The organism is Paenibacillus sp. sgz302191, assembly GCF_057749925.1.
Map to the genome: position 1 here is coordinate 82,378 of NZ_JBYLHY010000003.1, position 19,539 is coordinate 101,916.

General features: G+C 49.8%; 22 protein-coding genes. 10 read left to right on the forward strand and 12 right to left on the reverse strand.

Annotated features, from left to right (window positions below):
* Positions 1 to 16 precede the first annotated feature (16 nt).
* Complete coding sequence (locus AC3G2T_RS05180) at positions 17 to 445, forward strand: MarR family winged helix-turn-helix transcriptional regulator (protein WP_474679345.1); 429 nt, start codon at positions 17 to 19, stop codon at positions 443 to 445.
* 267 nt (positions 446 to 712) lie between these two features.
* Here AC3G2T_RS05180 and AC3G2T_RS05185 read toward each other — a convergent pair whose 3' ends face one another.
* Both AC3G2T_RS05185 and AC3G2T_RS05190 read right to left on the reverse strand, forming a co-directional pair.
* The gene (locus AC3G2T_RS05185) at positions 713 to 1,318 is read right to left on the reverse strand and encodes a TetR/AcrR family transcriptional regulator (protein WP_488434769.1); all 606 of its coding nucleotides are present in this window, start codon (positions 1,316 to 1,318) and stop codon (positions 713 to 715) included.
* Positions 1,319 to 1,401: 83 nt separating this feature from the next.
* Entirely contained in the window at positions 1,402 to 2,883 is a 1,482-nt protein-coding gene (locus tag AC3G2T_RS05190; protein WP_488434963.1) for an FAD-dependent oxidoreductase, read from the reverse strand.
* Positions 2,884 to 3,417: 534 nt separating this feature from the next.
* Here AC3G2T_RS05190 and AC3G2T_RS05195 point away from each other — a divergent pair.
* Positions 3,418 to 4,362, forward strand: a complete 945-nt coding sequence (locus AC3G2T_RS05195; RefSeq protein ID WP_488434964.1) for an acetylxylan esterase — start codon at positions 3,418 to 3,420, stop codon at positions 4,360 to 4,362.
* A 131-nt stretch (positions 4,363 to 4,493) separates the two neighbouring features.
* On the opposite strand, the gene AC3G2T_RS05200 is transcribed toward AC3G2T_RS05195, so the two are convergent.
* From AC3G2T_RS05200 to AC3G2T_RS05215, 4 genes are all read right to left on the reverse strand, one after another.
* Positions 4,494 to 5,150: a YidC/Oxa1 family membrane protein insertase gene (locus AC3G2T_RS05200; RefSeq protein ID WP_488434965.1), complete on the reverse strand. Its 657-nt coding sequence runs from the start codon at positions 5,148 to 5,150 to the stop codon at positions 4,494 to 4,496.
* Positions 5,047 to 5,484, reverse strand: a complete 438-nt coding sequence (locus AC3G2T_RS05205; protein ID WP_488434770.1) for a hypothetical protein — start codon at positions 5,482 to 5,484, stop codon at positions 5,047 to 5,049. Before AC3G2T_RS05205 ends, AC3G2T_RS05200 begins: the two co-directional genes overlap by 104 nt.
* A gap of 125 nt (positions 5,485 to 5,609) precedes the next feature.
* Positions 5,610 to 5,828 (reverse strand): hypothetical protein, encoded by a 219-nt coding sequence (locus tag AC3G2T_RS05210; protein WP_488434771.1) that lies wholly within the window; start codon positions 5,826 to 5,828, stop codon positions 5,610 to 5,612.
* 181 nt (positions 5,829 to 6,009) lie between these two features.
* Complete coding sequence (locus AC3G2T_RS05215) at positions 6,010 to 6,681, reverse strand: O-methyltransferase (protein WP_488434772.1); 672 nt, start codon at positions 6,679 to 6,681, stop codon at positions 6,010 to 6,012.
* A gap of 131 nt (positions 6,682 to 6,812) precedes the next feature.
* On the opposite strand from AC3G2T_RS05215, the gene AC3G2T_RS05220 reads away from it, so the two are divergent.
* From AC3G2T_RS05220 to AC3G2T_RS05235, 4 genes are all read left to right on the forward strand, one after another.
* The gene (locus tag AC3G2T_RS05220; protein WP_488434773.1) at positions 6,813 to 7,709 is read left to right on the forward strand and encodes a LysR family transcriptional regulator; all 897 of its coding nucleotides are present in this window, start codon (positions 6,813 to 6,815) and stop codon (positions 7,707 to 7,709) included.
* A 266-nt stretch (positions 7,710 to 7,975) separates the two neighbouring features.
* The gene (locus tag AC3G2T_RS05225) at positions 7,976 to 8,230 is read left to right on the forward strand and encodes a hypothetical protein (RefSeq protein ID WP_488434774.1); all 255 of its coding nucleotides are present in this window, start codon (positions 7,976 to 7,978) and stop codon (positions 8,228 to 8,230) included.
* A 292-nt stretch (positions 8,231 to 8,522) separates the two neighbouring features.
* Complete coding sequence (locus AC3G2T_RS05230) at positions 8,523 to 8,933, forward strand: MarR family winged helix-turn-helix transcriptional regulator (protein ID WP_488434775.1); 411 nt, start codon at positions 8,523 to 8,525, stop codon at positions 8,931 to 8,933.
* Between the two features lie 109 nt (positions 8,934 to 9,042).
* Entirely contained in the window at positions 9,043 to 9,882 is an 840-nt protein-coding gene (locus tag AC3G2T_RS05235) for an SDR family oxidoreductase (protein ID WP_474679353.1), read from the forward strand.
* 104 nt (positions 9,883 to 9,986) lie between these two features.
* Here AC3G2T_RS05235 and AC3G2T_RS05240 read toward each other — a convergent pair whose 3' ends face one another.
* Positions 9,987 to 10,883 (reverse strand): methyltransferase domain-containing protein, encoded by an 897-nt coding sequence (locus tag AC3G2T_RS05240; protein WP_488434776.1) that lies wholly within the window; start codon positions 10,881 to 10,883, stop codon positions 9,987 to 9,989.
* 101 nt (positions 10,884 to 10,984) lie between these two features.
* Positions 10,985 to 11,386, reverse strand: coding sequence for an Rrf2 family transcriptional regulator (locus AC3G2T_RS05245; RefSeq protein ID WP_488434777.1), 402 nt, complete (start codon positions 11,384 to 11,386; stop codon positions 10,985 to 10,987).
* An 88-nt stretch (positions 11,387 to 11,474) separates the two neighbouring features.
* On the opposite strand from AC3G2T_RS05245, the gene AC3G2T_RS05250 reads away from it, so the two are divergent.
* A complete protein-coding gene (locus AC3G2T_RS05250; protein WP_488434778.1) occupies positions 11,475 to 11,981 on the forward strand; it encodes an epoxide hydrolase family protein in 507 nt (168 codons plus the stop codon).
* 189 nt (positions 11,982 to 12,170) lie between these two features.
* Complete coding sequence (locus AC3G2T_RS05255) at positions 12,171 to 12,581, forward strand: hypothetical protein (RefSeq protein WP_488434779.1); 411 nt, start codon at positions 12,171 to 12,173, stop codon at positions 12,579 to 12,581.
* A 59-nt stretch (positions 12,582 to 12,640) separates the two neighbouring features.
* On the opposite strand, the gene AC3G2T_RS05260 is transcribed toward AC3G2T_RS05255, so the two are convergent.
* From AC3G2T_RS05260 to AC3G2T_RS05270, 3 genes are read right to left on the reverse strand one after another with little or no spacing between them, the layout of a single operon-like run.
* A complete protein-coding gene (locus AC3G2T_RS05260; RefSeq protein ID WP_488434780.1) occupies positions 12,641 to 13,621 on the reverse strand; it encodes an aldo/keto reductase in 981 nt (326 codons plus the stop codon).
* Positions 13,622 to 13,632: 11 nt separating this feature from the next.
* Complete coding sequence (locus AC3G2T_RS05265) at positions 13,633 to 14,835, reverse strand: MFS transporter (RefSeq protein WP_488434781.1); 1,203 nt, start codon at positions 14,833 to 14,835, stop codon at positions 13,633 to 13,635.
* A 22-nt stretch (positions 14,836 to 14,857) separates the two neighbouring features.
* Positions 14,858 to 15,847: an aldo/keto reductase gene (locus tag AC3G2T_RS05270; protein WP_474679360.1), complete on the reverse strand. Its 990-nt coding sequence runs from the start codon at positions 15,845 to 15,847 to the stop codon at positions 14,858 to 14,860.
* A 215-nt stretch (positions 15,848 to 16,062) separates the two neighbouring features.
* On the opposite strand from AC3G2T_RS05270, the gene AC3G2T_RS05275 reads away from it, so the two are divergent.
* Positions 16,063 to 16,980, forward strand: a complete 918-nt coding sequence (locus AC3G2T_RS05275; RefSeq protein WP_474679835.1) for an AraC family transcriptional regulator — start codon at positions 16,063 to 16,065, stop codon at positions 16,978 to 16,980.
* A 66-nt stretch (positions 16,981 to 17,046) separates the two neighbouring features.
* Here AC3G2T_RS05275 and AC3G2T_RS05280 read toward each other — a convergent pair whose 3' ends face one another.
* Entirely contained in the window at positions 17,047 to 17,952 is a 906-nt protein-coding gene (locus AC3G2T_RS05280) for a LysR family transcriptional regulator (RefSeq protein ID WP_488434782.1), read from the reverse strand.
* A gap of 113 nt (positions 17,953 to 18,065) precedes the next feature.
* Here AC3G2T_RS05280 and AC3G2T_RS05285 point away from each other — a divergent pair, with 113 nt between their 5' ends.
* The gene (locus AC3G2T_RS05285; RefSeq protein ID WP_488434783.1) at positions 18,066 to 19,451 is read left to right on the forward strand and encodes an MFS transporter; all 1,386 of its coding nucleotides are present in this window, start codon (positions 18,066 to 18,068) and stop codon (positions 19,449 to 19,451) included.
* Positions 19,452 to 19,539: the final 88 nt, after the last annotated feature.

The window sequence follows — 19,539 nt, forward strand, 5'->3', positions numbered from 1 at the left end:
AGAGGGGAGAACCTTAATGGATACCAAGCAAGATACACCCTACCTGGATTTGCTGCAGCTCATCGGAATGAAGTTAAAGAAACGAGCTGATCAGAGCATAAAAGAACTGGGATTAAATGCTCAGCAAGGAAAGATGATTGACTATATTTTTAATCATCAAGAGAAGGGCTTAATTCAAAAGGACCTTTCCGATCATTTCCATGTACGCGGAGCGAGCATTACGAGCATGCTTCAAGGTCTTGAAAGAAAGGGATACATCGAACGTAAAATTCCAGCCCATAACGAGCGACAAAAAAATATTTATGTTCTGCCGAAAGGCGTTGCACTAATCGAAGCCTTCGAACAGTCCTTTCAACGGGTGGAGGATGTAATACTTCAATCCCTTTCCGATGATGAACAACAGACCCTCAAAGAATTGTTAACTAAAATCAATCAAAATTTGTAAACAACAAAAAGGTTCCTACTCTGCCAGAAAAAGCAGATCAGAAACCTGTTGCTGATGAAATGGTGCGGTCGGGAGGACTCGAACCTCCACGGAACACGCGTAAAGCCGCTGGCCGCCCGAGTTACGCTTTATATTATTTTGGGCGGCATAGACGGGGGCTCATTTTCATTACATGTATGACGATTACTTTATTCGCGGGTACGACTTAAAGATCGGCAGCGCAGTGATGATCTTCAGCGTATTCGGTCTGCTTTACGCCATAGCCGATCAGCTTTCCGGTTCACGGGTTACAAGCCGTAATAACATGTCGACCTGAGGCGTTCGATAGCCTCCCAGTTGCTGCATATCCAATATCATTAGTCCGCTAAGCACCGATAAATAACAGGAGATTTGCTCATCAGGATCGTCTGCCGCAATTTCTCCCGTACGCTGTCCCTCTATGAATAACGGACGAAGCTGTTCGACAAAAGCCTGCATAGAATACTTTTCGATGAGCTGTTTGACCTTCTCGGGAACGCCCTCGGACGTACGAGCCAGATGGATTAGCATGAAATATGGCGCTCCGCTTTCATCGAGTATTTTCTCAGTCAACATTCTTATTTTAACGATCGGCGTTCCCGGCAGACCATAGACGTTCTTCATTTCGGCCTCAGCTTCTATCATGGCCCCATGAACGAGCGTAGTGAAAAGCTCGTCTTTCGAATCGAAATAGTGGTAAAGCAATCCGTGACTGATTCCGGCTTCCGCAGCGATCATACTCATTTTCGTTCCGGCGATGCCCCGTCGTGCAAAGACTTTAACGGCTGCAGCTATAATTTGTTCTTTGCGTTCATCACGAATTTGATGCAGTTGATCTTCATTTAATGGCGCCAACGATCAATTACTCCTTTGCGCTGAAATATCGAACGATTGCGGGTGGGTTCGCTTATGAGTATACCATTTCAGATAGTCGAAAACTACGGCCTCATCGATTCAACAGGTATCCCGGAAAAGCTGGGTAAAATCTCATCCAATATTTGCTGGAGCGGCTGATCGTATTGCTGCGAAAGCTCGGCGAGCAGCTGCTGGCCTTCGGCAGATGCGGAAAGCACTGACGTAACAATGTGCGGATTCAACATTTCACGCGGCGAGACCGACAATGTATTTACTGCCCAATACAGCCCGTACAGCTCAAAATTGCGCTCCATTGTTGCATATTTGAGATGCAGATCCATGTACTTCATACCAAAAGAAATTCCTTTCAGAGGCTCGGAAGCCGCATATTCGACACCTTCCCATTGCAAGTCCGTAGCGCAATTCAACCACCAGGCAGGTTCGATGACATGTTGAAACTTTTGTAGCGTTCTCTGCTCGAAACCGGGCTTGGGATCGTTTTTCTGATCGGCCAGACTGGCTGCCAGCACCTCCGCTTCCATCGCGGCAACGGTCATTCCCTGCCCAAAAATCGGATCAAATATGCAGAACGCATCTCCCAGTACCAACAATCCGGACGGCCAACGATTCATTCTTTCATAGCGGTTGCGATATAATTCAGGCACACGGTAACTTTTGGGGGCAGTAATCGGGTCAAGCTCTTGCAATATTTCCGCAATGATCGGATTAGGGAGTTGGGCAACTGCCTGTTCGTACTCTTCAGCATCCGCAGGAGGAAAGTGTCCCCCTGGATGATAAAGCAGCAGCTCCGCTATATTGTTTTCAATAAAGGAAAAAATTCCTGCGGATGTGCCCTTGGCAGGCTGACCGGCGATATTGATGACATCCCATTTTTCCGTAATATGCGCTGCGCCGGAAGGGACCTTGTAACGGCGGGTACTGTAGCCGAGAGCGGTTTTCAGAATGTCCGGGTTCGGCACATCATACCCCGATTTTTCAAGCCAAGCCGCCAGTTTGGAGGAGCGCCCGCTGGCATCGACTACGAGATCGGCCGTCAGCGTTTTTTCTTGTATGAATTGCCCGCGTTCACGTACTTGGATGCCGGTGACAGTTGTGTGGTCGGACGACGTTAACAACCCTAGCACGTCATGTTTCGAAAGAAAACGAACATTGGGAATTTTCTCCACGCGTTGGCGAATGACCCACTCCAGCACCGCTCTGCTAAACTTGATATCATTCCGCGGGTATTGCATGACTATGCTTCCATACTGATTCATCTGGTAAACAGTCTTGTTCAGAGACGTCGGAGCTCCCAGAGCCAATAATTCATTCTCATATTCCGGAAAAAAGCGCTCTGTAATCGTTTTGCCGCGCCATGTGAAGCGATGGGGATGAAAGGCTTGCGGAGTGCCGAGACGATCCTCCGGTTTTTCGGGAAACTCGTCTTTATCCACGATCTGAACCTCTTCATAATAATCCGAAAGCACTCTTGCAGTCAGCAGCCCGGTAATACTGCCTCCGATCACCAAAGCTTTTCCCCATTTTTGTTCGTTATTCAAGTTCATCATTTATCCTCCTAATTTATGATTGACTAATTCAGTCAACGATTGAGCAAAAAAAATCACGCAATCAATGACGATTGGTTCAATGATTTCGACATCGCTGCAAATTGCGCATCTATGATCCGTCAATCCATTGTCCGGTGGTCATATTTCATGGCTCCTTTCGACGGGTCCGGTTTTTTGATTGATTTGTTCAGTCAATATTAGGCTACTGCAATTTTCAGCAGGTGTCAATAAGAAAAACAGCAAGATCGGCAATATACGCTCGCTGCCTTCAGTTTTTCTATTGGGTAAACCCTCCGGATCTTTCTTAAGGGCTTCGCTTGTTAAGGTCAAGAAAGACTCGAACTTCCACGTCTGCTACACTACTGGGAGTCTGGTGGCTGGAGTTGCAGACTACTAGAACCCTGAAATCTGCGGGTTTTCATTTTTGATGCGCCGGTTAGCCAGTCGTGCTAGAATAAATAAGATGCATGACTGATGCATCATCCAGCTTAAAATTATTGGAGGTAAGCTTAATTGGGACAACCTTACGATATGCCTTTGGAGCAATTGAAAACGTATAAGCCGGATCTGACCAGGCCGCATGATTTTGATGATTTTTGGGCTGGCGCGCAGGCCGAATTAAAGCTGGTGCCGCTTAAATACGATTTGGCGCCCTATGATTATCCAGTGAAGGGAGCGCGGGTCTACCGGATTCAATTTGCCGGCTTTGCCGGAGCTCACATTGACGGCTGGCTCGCCTTGCCGGAGGGAGAGGGGCCTCATCCCGGCCTCGTCATGTATCACGGCTACAACTGGGCGTTTGAAGGCAATCTGCACGATACGGTCAACGCGGCTCTGCACGGGTATGCCGCCCTGCAAATGTTCGTCAGGGGACAGCACGGCAACAGCCAGGACAACATCGTGTCCTCCAACGGCCATACAACGGGATGGATGACGAAAGGGATTTTGAATCCCAATGAATACTACTACCGCGCCGTATACATGGATGCCGTCAGAGCCGTCGAAGTGCTCGCTTCCATGGATCAAGTGGACGCCGCGCGGGTCGGTGTAGCCGGAGGAAGCCAGGGCGGAGCCCTGACGCTGGCGGCCGCAGCTCTTTCTCGCATACCTGTCGTCGCCTGTGCGGACTATCCGTATTTGTCGCACTTCGAAAGAGCGATCGACATCACGCCGGCAGGCCCGTACCACGAGCTGAACGAATATTTCCGCCGCAACGGCGACCCGGCCATCGAGCAAAAAGCGAAGCAAACCCTTGCCTACTTTGACATCATGAATCTCGCTCCGCGGATCACCTGCCATACATGGATAAGCATCGGCCTGATCGACGAGATTACGCCGCCTTCTACGGTTTTTGCCGTCTACAATCACTTGAATTGCTCGAAAGAAATATCGGTGCACCGCTACTTCGGGCATGAGGGAATCCCTGGGGCGGCCGAAAAAAAATTGCGCACTTTGCTGAATTATTTACATAAATAAGACAAAAGGTTGCGGCTGATAAAAACACCCCGCTCTGCCATGCCATGGCGAGCGGGGTGTTTTTGCGTTGAGCGGACCGCGCGCTGGGAGCTGGCGGTGTTACGCTGCTTGACGGCGGTCGGTCAACCACGCTATGCGAGCGCCGAGGGCAGCTTAACCCCTTGCATCACCCATCTTTTGCCGACAGCAGTCCGGAAAAAGACACGTTCCGCAATGGCAATCAGCGAGTTCGTCGTCCAGTACAATCCGACCGCCGATGGCGTCAGCCAGATGACCGTTGTCATGACGACGGTCATCATGAGCGGAAGCCCGACCCGGCTGAGCAGCGATCCCGCTGCGGCCGCTTCGCTCGTCAGCGGAATCAGCATGCTGGCGAAGGTAACCAGCGCATAGACGAGCGGAAGAATATGCAGCGGATCGTACACGCCGAGTGTGGACATCCACGGCAAAATCTGCGAAGTCATGGTCGCGCCATGCGCAGCGAACAGACGGTACAGGCTCAGGAAAACAGGAGCCTGAATGAGCGACATCGCGATCATTGAAACCGGTTTGACGCCGAAGCGGCGGTACACGTCCATCGTTTCCTGCGCCAGTTTGGCACTATCTCCGGCAAATTTGCCGCGCAGCTCGGCCAGCGCCGGCTGCATTTTCGCTTGGCTGATCTGCTGCCTTGCCATCCTTAGGCTAAACGGGAACAGCAGCAATCGGATCAGCAAAGTGAGCAGTACAATTGCGATTCCCCAGTCCAGCGTGAAGCTGTGAAGCGATGTTAGCGCTATATTCAACAATTCGACGATCGGTTGAAGCAGTATATTCATTTTTATTTCCTCCTCGATTCATGTGTACGTACTCGTCGTTCATGAATGAGTCGAAAGATGCGGCGTCCTCGTCCGCCCGTCCCCGCCCTTTCGCAGGCTTAACGGGAATTTTTCTGCGCACCCGCAGCAGCCTTGCGCCGGCAGCAAGTGTCGTGCTCTGCACGATGCGGGCAGCCATGCCGGCATCGCCGGCTTTCGGGTCAGGAAAGGGAGAGGGACGGACATCATAAAAATAACCGGCCACAAGCCCGCTTAAGCCGAGCAGCAATACGATTAGCGACACATCGATCGTCAGTTCCATCATTGTCCGTATCCTCCTTTCCGCGCCGGCGTTGGTGCTGATGTTGGTGTTGGCGTTGGCTGGTATCATCATTGCCTGCCGGATGCGCAGCATCTTACTTTAGATACGAAACCGGGGACAGTCAGGTTTCAAATGCCCATAATGCGCACCGCCGGCAGCACGTGCGCTTCGCGAAAAGCCTGCGAAAGTGCAGGTTTTTTGCGCAAAAATGGTTCGTTTTGGCGAAAAGCCTGCGATTGTGCAGGAATTTTTGATGAAAATGAATCTAAGCCCTTGTTCTCAGCAGAAAGCCTGTACAATTGCAGGAATTTGTCGTGGCCAGCGTATCCATCGGGCAAAAACTGCACTTTTGCAGGTTTTCTTCGTGCAACCAGGCAGATGGCGCGACTGGCTTTGGCGTGTGGGCTTCTGAGCAGATGATGCGACCGGCTCTAGCCTGAGGGCTGGGCGGATGGTATGACTGGCTCTGGTGGGTGGGCTTTTGGGCAGATGGTGCGACCAGCTCTAGCCTGTAGCGCTGCCGGCTTTTTAGCGATTTACGATTCCTATTGCGAAGCCGTCGTACCCTTTGGAGCCGACAGTCTGGATGGCGGTAGCGGTAATCCTCGGTTCTTCAGCCAGCAGATCGTAGAACTTTCTTACTCCGTTGACGCGCGGATCGGTGCTATGCTCATTAATAATCTCGCCTTCGCGAACGACATTATCTCCGATAATGACCGTGCCCGGACGCGAATACCGGAGCGCCCATTTCAGGTAGCCCGGATTGTTCGGCTTATCCGCATCGATAAAAATAAGATCGAAGGGCGCCGTATTCTCTTCCTCCATCTCGGCCAGCAAATCCATGGCATTCCCCTCCCGAATCTCGGCAGTCCCGTCCAATTGGGCCAGCGATATATTGGCGCGCGCTACTTTGGCATGACGCGGATCAAGTTCAAGCGAAATGATTTTTCCGTCCGCAGGTAATGCTCTTGCCAGCCAGATCGTGCTGTAGCCTCCCAAAGTGCCGATTTCCAAAATTCGTTGTGCCCCTTGCATTTGAGCAAATATATGCAGCAATTTCCCTTGGTTTGGCGTTACGTCGATCTCCGGAAGACGCTCCTGCCGATTGGCCGACAATACTTGCTCCAGCACGGAATCGTGTGGAATAAGGCGCTCCACAATGTACCGGTCCACTTGATCCCACAAATTCGTTTGACTCATAACGATCGCTCCTCTATATGAGATTTGACTTTCTGATTTCATTGTAGAGGAACATATGTTATAAATAAAATATATCTTTTCACCCGATTCATAATTAAAATATATGATTTAATGCGAGGATGATCTACCGTATGAATTTGCATGCACTGCGTTTATTTCACGTAATCGCCTCGACCGGAAGCGTAACGCGAGCTTCGGAACTATTGAATATAAGCCAGCCGGCCATTACGGCACAAGTCAAAAAATTCGAAAAAGAGCTCTCCCTGACGCTGTTAAAGCCGCAAGGAAGAGGAATTTCTTTAACGGACGCGGGTGAGAAAATCGCGGTGCTCGCCAAGCGGCTTTTTGCGGTTGAGCAGCAAATCGAACAATTCGCCCACGAATACCGCAGCGGCTCGAACGGGCATATTCGATTGGCCGCCACCTATTTGCCCGCCCATTTCCTGATACCTACCTGGATTGCAAAGTTCAAACAACAATATGAGCAGGTCGAAATGACGATTACGACGACCAATTCTAGCGACGCTCTCAGGCAGCTTTTGAATGTCGATGTCGATTTGGCCATTTATGGAGGTTTGCCGGAAGAATACCCGGACACCGTTCAGACCGAAGAATTGTTTCAGGATGAATTGTGGTTTGTCGTTGCGCCGAATCACCGGTTTGCGAACCGGCACGTTTCCTTGCTCGAAATGATGAAGGAACCTTTCGTCATGCGCGAGGAAGGAAGTTCGACACGGGAAAGATTGCTGGCTCTTTGCCGAACTTATAACACTCCGGCACCTAAAATCAATCTGCAATTTAACGGCTTGCATGAAGCTATTACAGCGGTCATTGCCGGATACGGCGCGAACTTCGTTTCTTCGCTGGTAGTGCGGGAACATGTGGAACGCGGACAATTGTGCCGGGTGTACGTCGAAGACATCCACCTGCAAAATACGATCGCCATCTGCACGCTTAATAACGAACCGCTGCCGCCCGCCGCAGCAAATCTCATCCAAATGATCCGGCAAAATCCGTATAAAAGCTAACAGGCGCCCGTCGACACCTGCTGCATCAAGATGAAATGATGGTTATCCTCGTGCAAAATCTCTTTCGTCAATAGGCGACCAGCAAAACACGCACCGAGCGCATTACCCAGCGCGTAGTGTTGCGCTGCATAGCAACGGTCGGTTACGAGCCAGCGGAACCGGAGGGGATGCGACGGGCTAGAAAAACCGAGGGGGATGCAGCCCCTCTTCTCCAACCCACGCCTCTCCTGTAAGGGTTGCGACGCTGAAGTGGGGATACGGCGGCTTTGACAGAGGAAAAACCTGCAAAAGTGCAGGTTTTTTGCGCAAAAATGGTTCGTTTTGGCGAAAAGCCTGCGATTGTGCAGGAATTTTTGATGAAAATGAATCTAAGCCCTTGTTCGCAGCAAAAAGCCTGCACAATTGCAGGAATTTGTCGTGGCCAGCGTTTCCATCGGGCAAAAACTGCACTTTTGCAGGTTTTCTTCGTGCAACCAGGCAGATGGCGCGACTGGCTCTGGTGTGGGGGGCTGGGCAGATAGTGCGACAGTTTCTGACATGTGGGCTTCTGAGCAGATGGTGTGACAGGTTTTGGTATGTGTGGTGCTGGATAGTTGGTGCGACCAGTTCTGGCGCACGGGCCTCTGGACAGCCCGACTTTCTTTCGCAGGCTTCTTCGCGTCACCAGCCAGTTGGGGCGACCGACCCTGACGAGTGGACTTCTGGGCAGCCTGACTTTCACAGGTCTTCCCCCCATCAGCGCAAACCGGGGTGTATTTTAACCAGCCTGTTGTTATAATGTATAGATACTAAACAATACAAGGGAGACTTCGCATGGAGCATGAACAACTGATTATATACAAATTTCGCGAAATCAAAAACGCGCTCACATCCTATCTCACTCAAGTTCTTCCAAGCTATCATATATCCCCCGTGATGATGTATACGCTGGAATTTTTGCGTAAACATCCGGACTGCATGGCCGTTGAAATTGCCGACGAATTTGGCCTGACCCGGGGCGCCGTTACACAACTGCTGGATAAACTGGAGAAGCAAGGCCTCATCGTCCGCAAGCCTCATCCCACCAGCCGCAGAAGCTTGTCGATTCAAGTGACCGATCAGGGCGGCGAATTAATAAATGAGATTTTAAAAGCATACAATAAAAAAATCGAAAACCTGTTTGCCAACTATTCGGCTGATGAACTAATTGCCTTGAAACGGCTTTTGGAGAAGTTGCCGCTGTAATTCCAACATTTGTTTGTTGGGATTTTTTTATTGCTTGAATTGTTTGTTTAACTGATATATTATTTAGTTTGTAAACAATTAAGAATATGAACAATGGGAGTGTTCGTACATGAATAAAATTATTGCCATCACAGGCGCCTCCTCAGGGATCGGATTAGCGACCGCTTTGCTTTTTGCGAGCAACGGTTGGACTGTCTACGCGGGTACGCGCCATGTCGAGCGCGATCGGGAGCTGCACGGCCACCAAGCCAATCTCCATTTTCTTGAAATGGAAGTGACGCAGCCGGAATCGCTGGAGCGGGCATTTGCCGTTATCGAGCAAAACCACGGGCATTTGGACGTCCTCTTTTGCAATGCGGGTTTCAGCATTTTGCGCACGTTAGGCCAGGCCTCTTTTGAAGAAATCCAAAACATCTTTAATACGAATGTCTACGGAGTTATGCATACGATTCGCGCGGGACTTCCCCTTCTCCGCAAAGCCGGGGCCGGGCACATTATCGCAACGTCCAGTGTCGGCGGGCTAGTCGGTCAGCCTTTGAATGAAATTTATTGCTCAAGCAAGTTTGCCGTGGAAGGTTTGTTGGAAAGCCTCGCTACCTACTATAAGCCGACTTTTAATATCGACGTCACTTTGCTCGAGCCCGGGGCGATTGCAACGAACTTCGTCAGTACCGCTTTAGCCCACGCAGACAAATCCGGCGGCCTCCGGGACGATGAATACAAGCCCGTTATGGACAGGTATATCGACATGTTCAGAAAACGCAACTCCGTACCGCAAACTTCGGAATCCGTCGCTGAAGTCATGCTGGAGCTCGTGAACATGGAAACAAAGCCGCTGCGGATTCGCACATCCGAGCACGCCGAGTCGTTCGTACGGTTTAAAGTCGGCCAAGATCCTACCGGATTGGACGGTATGTTGCATACGCGCAAACTGCAATTGGATTTGTAAGCACGCAAAAAAACGCTAAACCTTCGAGCATGACAGGCTTAGCGTTTTTTCATGTCTTCATGCGTCTGCAGACTTTCTCAGCGCTGCCGATTCGCAAGTAAATTTTACAGACTTTCTCTTGTGTACATACTCTGATCCTGCAATCGAATCAGCACCTTGCCGTAACGCCCGCCCTGCCGGATGACCACTTTGTCCGACGGATAAGTCCGCTCCAAATACTCGGCAACGATTGCCCGGTTCCGCTCATCCGCAGGCAGTTTATAAATTCTCAGCCACTCCATAACCTCCTGGAGCGCCATCTCTCTGGTTGTCTCCGTCGTTTTCATCTCGCGGGTTACCAGCGATTCGTAGGAATAGCCTTTGAGATACAGCAAATGGAGCAAATAAGCCATCTCCAAATGTTCGTTTTTCATGGGCTGATCGGTGACCAACGGCCAAATTTCACTCAGCAAGCTGTGCTCCCTGGAACCTGCGGTCATACTGATATAGCAAAATTGCCGCGCGCAGCTCAGCACCCTCTCCACACTCTCCCAATCGGCAATGACCGGGCACATGGATACAAATACGAAATCGAAGGCGTTCCTCCATCCTTTTGCCTGAATATCTATATCTTCAAATGGTTCAGTGACAACCTCGACCTTCCCGTTCGTCAGTCCCGTTATATTTTCCTCCAGCAGTTCGACCAAGGGAAGACAAGGCTCCACGGAAGTAACATGGGCCCCTCTCTCCGCAAACGGTACCGTAAATCCGCCCGAGGCGGCTCCAATGTCCAGAATGGAGGCATCTTTGAAAATCACGCCTTGTCCTTCCAGCCAATTCATAATCCGTCTTGCCCGCTGTCTTCCCTCAGCATTGAACGTCTGCTCGTTGAACGATTTTGCCTTATGGTCAAAAGCGCGCGCTGCATCAATTCCGGCATTTTTCATCTTGTTGACTCCCGTATGCGGGTCTTCCTTCCAAGCTTTCTCCCAAATCGATTCATTAAAAAAATCGTTTGTCATGATACGCATCCTCTTTTCATTATTTATATGCCTTACGATCAAAAAATAAAGATTTTAAAGACATTTTATATCTATGATTAAGCTAAAAAAATAGCCGCGGTTCACTGAACCACCGTTATTTTTTTGGCAAGATCGGACAATTTTTGCTTTCTCAAAAAATTCTCCATTCCCTCTTCCGCCGATACCATCACCTTTTGAATCAAACATTCCGGACCATGGTTCAAGCCGCAATCGAATAAGGAGGCTGTGCCTTCAATGGCATAAATAATATCAAGGAACGAAATTTCTTCCCAATTCCGCTTTAACCTATACCCGCCATTGGCCCCTGAAGCAGATTCAATCATTCCCGCTTTGACCAGCTTAGTCAATATTTTGGACAGATACGTAGGCGATACCTCCTGCCGCTCCGCCAACTGCTGCACGCCGACAGGTTTATTCGTGGTGGCTGCCGCAAGAAAAAGCATTGTGTGAAGGGCATAGTTCGTCGCTTTTGAATATTTCATGCGAAATCATCCACCTTGATCAAAGACTTTTCTTATCCAGAATAACTTTTATTATTCAACTGCGTCAAGCTTTTTTCGCCCTGCACTTATGACAACAGCTCGTTTTGCGCTTGAACCGAGTCCGATCCGCGTATCGGATGAGTTGCTTGCCGATCTCCACAATCGTTTAAAGTCCACCAGATGGCCCCTTGATGCCGGTAATGATGACTGGTTTTACGGCGTTAACCGGAACTATCTTGAGGGACTCGTCGACTACTGGGTGAACAAGTTCGACTGGCGCAAATCCGAAAATGCGATCAACGCCTACGAACACTATAAAGTAAATGTTAACGGAGTTCCTGTGCACTTTATGCGCAAACCTGGCGTGGGACCGAACCCGATACCATTGATCCTGTCCCATGGCTGGCCTTGGACATTTTGGCATTGGTCCAAGGTCATTGATCCGCTAGCGGACCCCGGCGCATTCGGGGGTGATCCGGCCGAAGCCTTCGACGTTATCGTGCCGTCCCTTCCCGGTTTCGGATTTTCGGCGCCGCTGCCAAACAACCCGGACATGAACTTTTGGAAAATCGCCGATCTTGGCATATACTCATGACTGATATTCTCGGCTATGATAAATACGCGGCAGGGGGATGCGATGTAGGCGCTCTCGTGACCGGCCAACTGGGGCACAAATATAGCGACGAGCTCTATGAAGTTTGACCGCCGTTTTGCGTCTCATCTCGCCGTGCACGTTCTTGATCCCGGCACACTCGCCTAAGGGCTAAACGACTCGCCGGTGGGAATGCTCGCATGGATCTTGGAACGATGGGCCAAATGGAGCGATAATAACGGCAGCGTCGAAAATGTCTTTTCGAAGGACGACATCCTTACACACGCAACTATATTCTGGGTCAACAACGCCATCGAAACCTCAATGCGCGTCTATGCAAACAATAACCGCTATCCATGGACACCCGCTCATGATCGCTGGCCTGTCATAGAGGCGCCAACCGGTATAACCTTCGTGGGCTACGAAAATCCGCCGGGTATCACGACCGAACATCGCGTGCGGAATTTTCTCGACAGTGATCGCGCTCCTTGGTATAACCATGTCAACATCGCAGCCCACGAACATGGCGGGCATTTCATCCCTTGGGAAGTTCCGGACAAGTGGGTTGAGGATTTGCGACGAACTTTCCGCGGTCGCCGATGAGTGCCCGGTAAAGCAAGAACGCCCGGCGCAAATGGCAGTGCATTCTTGTCGTTTTTGTATCAAAGTGCGCCAATGACCGGATGAGGAACATACGGCTCTTCCAGCGACACAATTTCTTCAGGTGTTAACTTAACCGAAAGAGCAGCTGCCGCATCTTCGAGATGAGAGATTTTCGTAGCACCAATAATGGGAGCTGTTACCGGTTCTTTCTGCAGCAGCCAGGCAAGTGCGATGTGAACGCGGGAAACGCCGCGTTGTTCTGCGATTGCAGCAACGCGCTCCACAATCAATCGATCCGTATTGGCTGTCGCGTCGTATTTAGATCTCTGTACTTGATCGGTCTCGGAACGATGTGTTGATTCCGACCAATCACGCGTCAATCTTCCTGACGCAAGCGGGCTGTACGGGACTACACCGATTTTTTCATCCCTGCAAAGCGGCAGCATCTCCCGCTCCTCTTCGCGGTAGATCAGGTTTAAATGATTTTGCATCGATACAAAGCGGGTCCACCCATTTTTCTCTGCCACATGTAACGCTTTCAAAAACTGCCACGCGTACATGGCAGAAGCACCGATGTATCTCGCCTTCCCGACCTTCACCACATCATGCAAAGCTTCCATCGTTTCTTCAATAGGCGTACTGTAATCCCAGCGATGGATTTGATAAAGGTCTACATAATCGGTCCCCAGCCTCTTAAGACTCTTATCAATTTCACTCATGATGGCCTTTCGGGAAAGACCGGCGCCGTTCGGACCTTGATGCATGCGAAAATGAACCTTAGTCGCGAGGACAATTTCATCGCGATTGGCATAGTCCTTGAGAGCCCGTCCAACGATTTCCTCGCTTGTTCCGTCTGCATACACATTCGCCGTATCAAAAAAATTGATACCAAGCTCCAGAGCTTTTTTTATAATAGGACGGCTGCGCTCTTCATCAATTACCCACGGATGAACCCATCTCTCTGCTACCCCAAAGCCCATACAGCCAAGACAAAAACGCGATACATCCAAGCCGGTATTTCCAAGTTTCACATATTCCATTTCGCAGTTCCTCACTTCCCGTTAGAAATTGTCTCATTCATAGGTAGTTTACTCTCTGGAGTTAACTCTAAGTCAAGAGATCGTCCTGCGCTATGCATTTTGACCAAGACAGTGAATAGCAGCAAGGACAACGCGACCGACACAGCGCTGACCATGAACACAACCTGGTAGCCGGTGTACTGGGAAACCCAGCCTAGCACGATCGCACCCAGCCCGATGCCGAGGTCGGTAGCCGTCAACAAAGAAGCATTGGCGACCCCTTTACGCTCCGGATTGGCAAGACGTATCGTTGCCGCTTGAAGAGCCGGCTGCGCGGAACCGAAACCGATACCGTACAGCACCGCCGAAACGAGCACCCCGAGCAATCCGGTCGAGAAGCTCAAGGCAAGCAATGCGGAAATCGTAATCGCAAGGGCCGGTATGATGACAAACGTCTGCCCGTACCGGTCGGAAAGTTTTCCCGAAATGGGACGGCTCAGGACAAGTGTAGCGGCATAGGCCAGAAAGAACGCGCCGGAATTGACTTTGATCGAATTCGCGAACAGCGGGACAAAGGCGGTAATGCCGCCATACGCGATATACATAAAAAAGACTGATGCTGTGACGGGCAAGACCGATTTTTCGAAAAGCTCGATCTTCTTTGCGCCTGCTTGCGGCCGGAAAGTGGTTTTTGCTCCAAACATCAGGAGCAGCGCTACGGTAGAAAGGAAGGTGGCAAATAGAAACAGAGCGTGGAATGACACGTTCTGTGTAATCCAGATGGCAAGCATCGGACCGATCGCCATAGCCATGGTCGAGGCCGTGCTAAACCACCCCATCCCTTCCCCGCGGCGGTCGGACGGGATGATATCCGTAATCGTCGTATAAACGGCGGTTGTGGAAAAAGCCCAGCTCATCCCGTGCAAAATTCTGAGCCCCAGCAAAACGATAATCCCGCCGATCCAGCTATACATATACATCACCAAAGTGAAGAGAAGCAGCCCCCAGATGATAAAAGGGCGCCTGCCGAACCGGTCCAGCAGCCCGCCGACGATCGGGCGAAAAATAACGGCAGACAGCATAAACGCCCCCGTCGATAGTCCGACCTGCGCTTCGCTGCCGCCCATTTGTTTGATAAACAGCGGCAGTGCCGGGAGCAGAAAATAAAATGCAGTGAATAGAGAAAAATTCCCTGCAGTCATAAAAATAAACGGCTTCGTCCATAGACGTTCCACACTGCATCCTCCTAAAGGTTCGTTATTTGCCCGCTCTATTTGCGTATTCCGAACCTGCCGGATAGCGATCTCCCGAAATCTTGATCTTCGAGAGCGCGTCGTTCAAATGAATGAGTTCCTCGGGAGTCAGCTCTACGTCCGCGGCGCCAAGATTTTCTTCCAGACGCTCCAATTTCCGCGTGCCGGGAATCGGCACAATCCAAGGCTTCTGAGCAAGCACCCATGCGAGTGCGATTTGAGCCGGCGTTGCGTTTTTCCCTTCGGCAATCTTCTTGATCAGCTCGACCAGAACTTGATTTGCTTCGAGATTGTCCGGTTGGAAGCGTGGAACGATGCTGCGGAAGTCGGTTTTATCAAATGTTGCATGTTTATCAATGGCTCCGGTAAGGAAGCCTTTGCCCAGCGGGGCGAACGGAACGAAGCCGATCCCGAGCTCCTCGAGCGCAGGCAGCAGTTCTTCTTCAGGACTTCTCCACATCATGGAGTACTCACTTTGAATCGCAGTGAGCGGCTGAACCGCGTGTGCGCGGAGAATCGTTCCCACTCCTGCTTCAGAAAGTCCCCAATACTTGACTTTGCCTTCCTTGATAAGGTCATGTACGACTCCGGCTACTTCCTCGACCGGCACATTGGGGTCAACACGATGCTGATAGTATAGGTCAATGGCGTCAATTTTAAGGCGTTTCAGCGAGCCTTCGACGGATTGCCTGATGTGCTCAGGCTTGCTGTCCATCACCTGCTTGCCATCCACCCTTTTAATACCGAATTTAGTGGCGATCACGACCTTTCCCTTGAATGGGGCAAGCGCTTCGCCTACCAGCTCCTCATTCGCATATGGACCATAAATTTCGGCGGTATCGAAGAACGTAACGCCGCGGTCAATCGCCGCATGGATCAGCGATATCATCTCTTGTTTGTCCGATGCCGGACCAAATCCGCTGCTCATTCCCATGCAACCGAGCCCGATAGCGGAAACCTCTAGGCTACTTTTCCCCAATTTTCGCTTTTGCATGATTGATCTTCCTTTCTTTCATTATTCATCACCCCGGCCTTGCCTTAACCGGTCAAAGGGCGTAACCTTATTATGCAGTAAATGAAAAAAAGACCGGTATCTCATTTATCTTAAATGATTGCCTAATCCTCTCAATGCACTAACACTGTAGACTGCATATGCTTTATAATTAAAACAGAACGCAAAACAAGGAGGATAATCGGAGGATGGATCTCATGTCTGAACGTATATATGAACAGCAGAATGAGCTGGCCAAACTGATTGAGCGTCATTCGGGTCAGGACGGAGTTAACGAGACCGCTATCCCGTCTTTATTTCTTATTCGCCGAGCTAATGTGACCGAGCCCGTCTTCAGAGTTTACAAGCCTTCCTTATGTTTCATAGCTCAAGGTTTGAAAGAAGTATTGCTGGCACAGGAACGTTTTGAGTATGGCCCTGCCGACTACCTGATTTCGTCCATGAACTTGCCGGTGATCGGCCAGGTCATTCAAGCTTCCCCCGACGCTCCGTTTTTAAGCTTTAAACTTGAATTTACGAAAAATCAAATTTTAGAGGTTTTAGAGGACTCTGACATTCAAATCACCTCTCAAGAACATGCAGAGCGAGCAATGATTGTAGGCCAGATGGAATTATCTTTACTGGATGCGATACTCAGATTATCGCGTTTGCTGGACAATCCCAAAGACATTCCGTTCCTTGCTCCTATTTACACAAAGGAAATTTTATACAGGCTTCTGCAAGGCCAGTATGGAGTTGCGCTGGCACAAATCGCCATGGAAGGAAGCAGCACCTATCGAATCAGGGAGGCTGTCGAACATATTATGAATAACTGCGAGAAGCCTTTACGAATTGAGGAGCTTGCTGACATAGCCAGTATGAGCATTTCTACGTTTCACAGACACTTCAAAGAGGTAACCGGCATGAGCCCGATACAGTTTCAGAAACAGCTGCGATTGCAGGAAGCACGGCGCCTTTTAGTGTCCGAGTCGGCGGATGCCGCTGATGTGGCATTCCGGGTAGGCTATGAAAGTGCTTCCCAATTCAGCCGTGAATATTCCCGCATGTTCGGTTCTCCGCCTAAAGAAGATGTCAAGCGCCTGAAGTTGAAATATGACCAAAGGATGCAGGCATAAATCCCCTGCTCCACGGAGGCAAAACACGCATGTAATGAGCGCATAATAAAACAAGGAGCTGCTGCCTTAGGCAAACCGCTCCTTGTTTCGTATCTGTTTGGATATCGCCCCAAAATAGTCTACAACGACCTCACGGAATTCATGAGCAGCCCGCGAAATGTACCGACTCCTGTGCCATAATAAAGCAATCTCCCGTACCAATCCGTGTTCCTCTACTTGGAGATATCGGATATGATCCCGTGAATTCCTTACCGTGCTTGGTATGAAAGCAATCCCGATTCCGGCTTCCACAAGATCGCTTAGCCTTGCAGGTTCATTTCCTTCATACACATATTTAGGTTCAAATCCAACCGTTTGGCATACATTGTCTATTAAATCGCGAGTACCGTGGCCTTTTCTGACACCGACAAACCATTCATCCTGTAGTTCCGTCAAAGATACGCTGCTGCGGTCTGCCAGCCGGTGCCCCATTGGAACAGCTATGAGGATGGGGTCGATGTGCACGATTTGACATTCGATGTCATCCCCTTGTAGGGGAGGTGAGGACAAGCAGAAATCGACTTCTCCTCGATGAAGAAGTGCTGCCATTTCCTGCGTGGTCATCATTTGCACATGAAATTGAATATGGGGCCGCTTTTTCCGAAATTCCCGAAGGATATTGGTCAGCGTGCCTGCGGTGGTCACCGCCAATTTGAGCGTGCCATGTTCCGGGCCGGACAAATCGCTAATCTCCTGCTTCCCCTGTTCCAACTCAAACAAAGCCCTTTCCGCACGGCGAAGGAACCTGCTTCCGAATTCATTCAACCGCAGCTTCCTCCCTGTTCGATCGAATAGAGGGACCCCTAGATCCTCCTCCAGGCGCTGAATCGTTTTGCTTAGCGACGATTGAGTAACGTGCAGACTTTGTGCAGCCTCGGTCACATGTTCCAATCGAGCTACCGCGATAAAATATTGCAGTTGAAGAAGTTCCATTACACACCCCGATTCATTCCCTCAAGTCAATGAAATTATAACATGAAATGCGTTGGAATAAATAATCAATTTCAATTAAGATGTCATCAATACACTTTAGGGGGAACTCAAAAATGAATGCTCGCAGCAGGTGGTTGATGATTTCCGTTGGGCTGGGGATACTGCTCAACCCATTGAATTCTTCGATGATTTCCGTCGCTATTCCAAGACTGCAAAATGTGTACCGCCTTGACTTTACAGTTGTTTCCTGGATTATTTTTTCTTTCTACATTGCAAGTGCTATCGCTCAACCTGTTATGGGAAAAGCCAGCGATTTGTTCGGCCGCAGGAAAATATTTCTTACCGGGCTTGTCGTAGCCTTCGCTGCATCATTATTAGCTCCATTTTCGCCAAACTTCGGGTGGCTCATCGTGTTCCGCATCGTGCAATCCATAGGTACAAGCATGATGGTTGCAGTTGGAATGGCCATTGTGCGAATTCATATTACGGAGAAACAAGGGACTGCGCTGTCCGTTTTGTCCATATTTCTATCCGGAGCGGCAGCAATCGGCCCCTTTATTGGCGGGGTCTTGATTCATTGGTGGGATTGGCATGCTATCTTTTTCGTCAATATTCCGTTCGTGGCAGCGAGTTTTCTATTCTCTTGGAGGATGATTCCTAAGGACGAAACGCCGGCATCCGCTGCTCAAGGCATGTCCTTTCGCAAATGGTTGGATTTGATTGATGCGCCGGGGATCCTGCTCTTCACAGTGGCTTTGATTGCTCTGCTTGTCGGATTGCTGTCGGCAAAATCATCCGGACATATCTCGTTAATAGATGTCATTGTCGGGCTGATTGGCCTCGTTGCGCTCGGGGTTTTCGTACGACATGAGTTAAAAACGGCGTCCCCCTTTATCCCTTTGCGAACGTTCGCCAAATATCCCGCGATGACTTGGGTCAATGTCGAATTCATACTCGTTAACGTACTTTTTTACACTCTCTTTTTCGGGGTACCGTCCTACTTGCAAATGGTGCGCCATGTCAGCGAGTTCCACACAGGGATTCTCATGCTAACCTTAGGCTTGTGCTCGCTCGTCGCTTCTCCGATAGCAGGACGATGGGTCGATAAATCAGGACCTCGGCCGGCACTTCTTATGTCTGGAATGCTGATGACATTCGGGTCAGTGTGGATCGTGACATTGAATCCGACTTCACCGTTTATCAGTGTGTGTTTGGCGTTAGCGGCATTCGGTATTAGCAACGGATTGAACAGTGTCGGTATGCAAGCGGCTTTGTTTAAAAGCTCTCCAAAAGAAATGGCCGGTGTATCATCCGGACTATTTAATACTTCTAGATACATGGGAACCATTTTATCTTCATTGTTGATAGGCATCGTAATGGGAGATAAGTTCAGCTTCGGGGGATTTCGATGGCTTGGGGTTATCCTCACGGTCATTGCATTGTCCTTGGTATTTATGAGTTGGCGGCGCCGGGAGTCAGGACAATTAGAGAAGTCGTAGGCTCTAAAAGCAACAAGACTCCTGTCATACCCAAAATATGTAAGTATTCCCCTGCGCGTTATTGATAACAATATACCTATGCAAAAAT

Excerpts from the sequence above, each read along its gene's own strand:
- AC3G2T_RS05220 (WP_488434773.1), top strand. The coding sequence starts at position 6,813 with ATGAATTTGCATGCACTGCGTTTATTTCACGTAATCGCCTCGACCGGA.
- AC3G2T_RS05260 (WP_488434780.1), bottom strand. The coding sequence starts at position 13,621 with ATGGAATATGTGAAACTTGGAAATACCGGCTTGGATGTATCGCGTTTT.
- AC3G2T_RS05235 (WP_474679353.1), top strand. The coding sequence starts at position 9,043 with ATGAATAAAATTATTGCCATCACAGGCGCCTCCTCAGGGATCGGATTA.
- AC3G2T_RS05195 (WP_488434964.1), top strand. The coding sequence starts at position 3,418 with ATGCCTTTGGAGCAATTGAAAACGTATAAGCCGGATCTGACCAGGCCG.
- AC3G2T_RS05280 (WP_488434782.1), bottom strand. The coding sequence starts at position 17,952 with ATGGAACTTCTTCAACTGCAATATTTTATCGCGGTAGCTCGATTGGAA.
- AC3G2T_RS05285 (WP_488434783.1), top strand. The coding sequence starts at position 18,066 with ATGAATGCTCGCAGCAGGTGGTTGATGATTTCCGTTGGGCTGGGGATA.
- AC3G2T_RS05190 (WP_488434963.1), bottom strand. The coding sequence starts at position 2,883 with ATGAACTTGAATAACGAACAAAAATGGGGAAAAGCTTTGGTGATCGGA.
- AC3G2T_RS05240 (WP_488434776.1), bottom strand. The coding sequence starts at position 10,883 with ATGACAAACGATTTTTTTAATGAATCGATTTGGGAGAAAGCTTGGAAG.
- AC3G2T_RS05205 (WP_488434770.1), bottom strand. The coding sequence starts at position 5,484 with ATGATGGAACTGACGATCGATGTGTCGCTAATCGTATTGCTGCTCGGC.
- AC3G2T_RS05215 (WP_488434772.1), bottom strand. The coding sequence starts at position 6,681 with ATGAGTCAAACGAATTTGTGGGATCAAGTGGACCGGTACATTGTGGAG.
- AC3G2T_RS05255 (WP_488434779.1), top strand. The coding sequence starts at position 12,171 with ATGCTCGCATGGATCTTGGAACGATGGGCCAAATGGAGCGATAATAAC.
- AC3G2T_RS05245 (WP_488434777.1), bottom strand. The coding sequence starts at position 11,386 with ATGAAATATTCAAAAGCGACGAACTATGCCCTTCACACAATGCTTTTT.
- AC3G2T_RS05270 (WP_474679360.1), bottom strand. The coding sequence starts at position 15,847 with ATGCAAAAGCGAAAATTGGGGAAAAGTAGCCTAGAGGTTTCCGCTATC.
- AC3G2T_RS05250 (WP_488434778.1), top strand. The coding sequence starts at position 11,475 with ATGACAACAGCTCGTTTTGCGCTTGAACCGAGTCCGATCCGCGTATCG.
- AC3G2T_RS05275 (WP_474679835.1), top strand. The coding sequence starts at position 16,063 with ATGTCTGAACGTATATATGAACAGCAGAATGAGCTGGCCAAACTGATT.
- AC3G2T_RS05180 (WP_474679345.1), top strand. The coding sequence starts at position 17 with ATGGATACCAAGCAAGATACACCCTACCTGGATTTGCTGCAGCTCATC.
- AC3G2T_RS05230 (WP_488434775.1), top strand. The coding sequence starts at position 8,523 with ATGGAGCATGAACAACTGATTATATACAAATTTCGCGAAATCAAAAAC.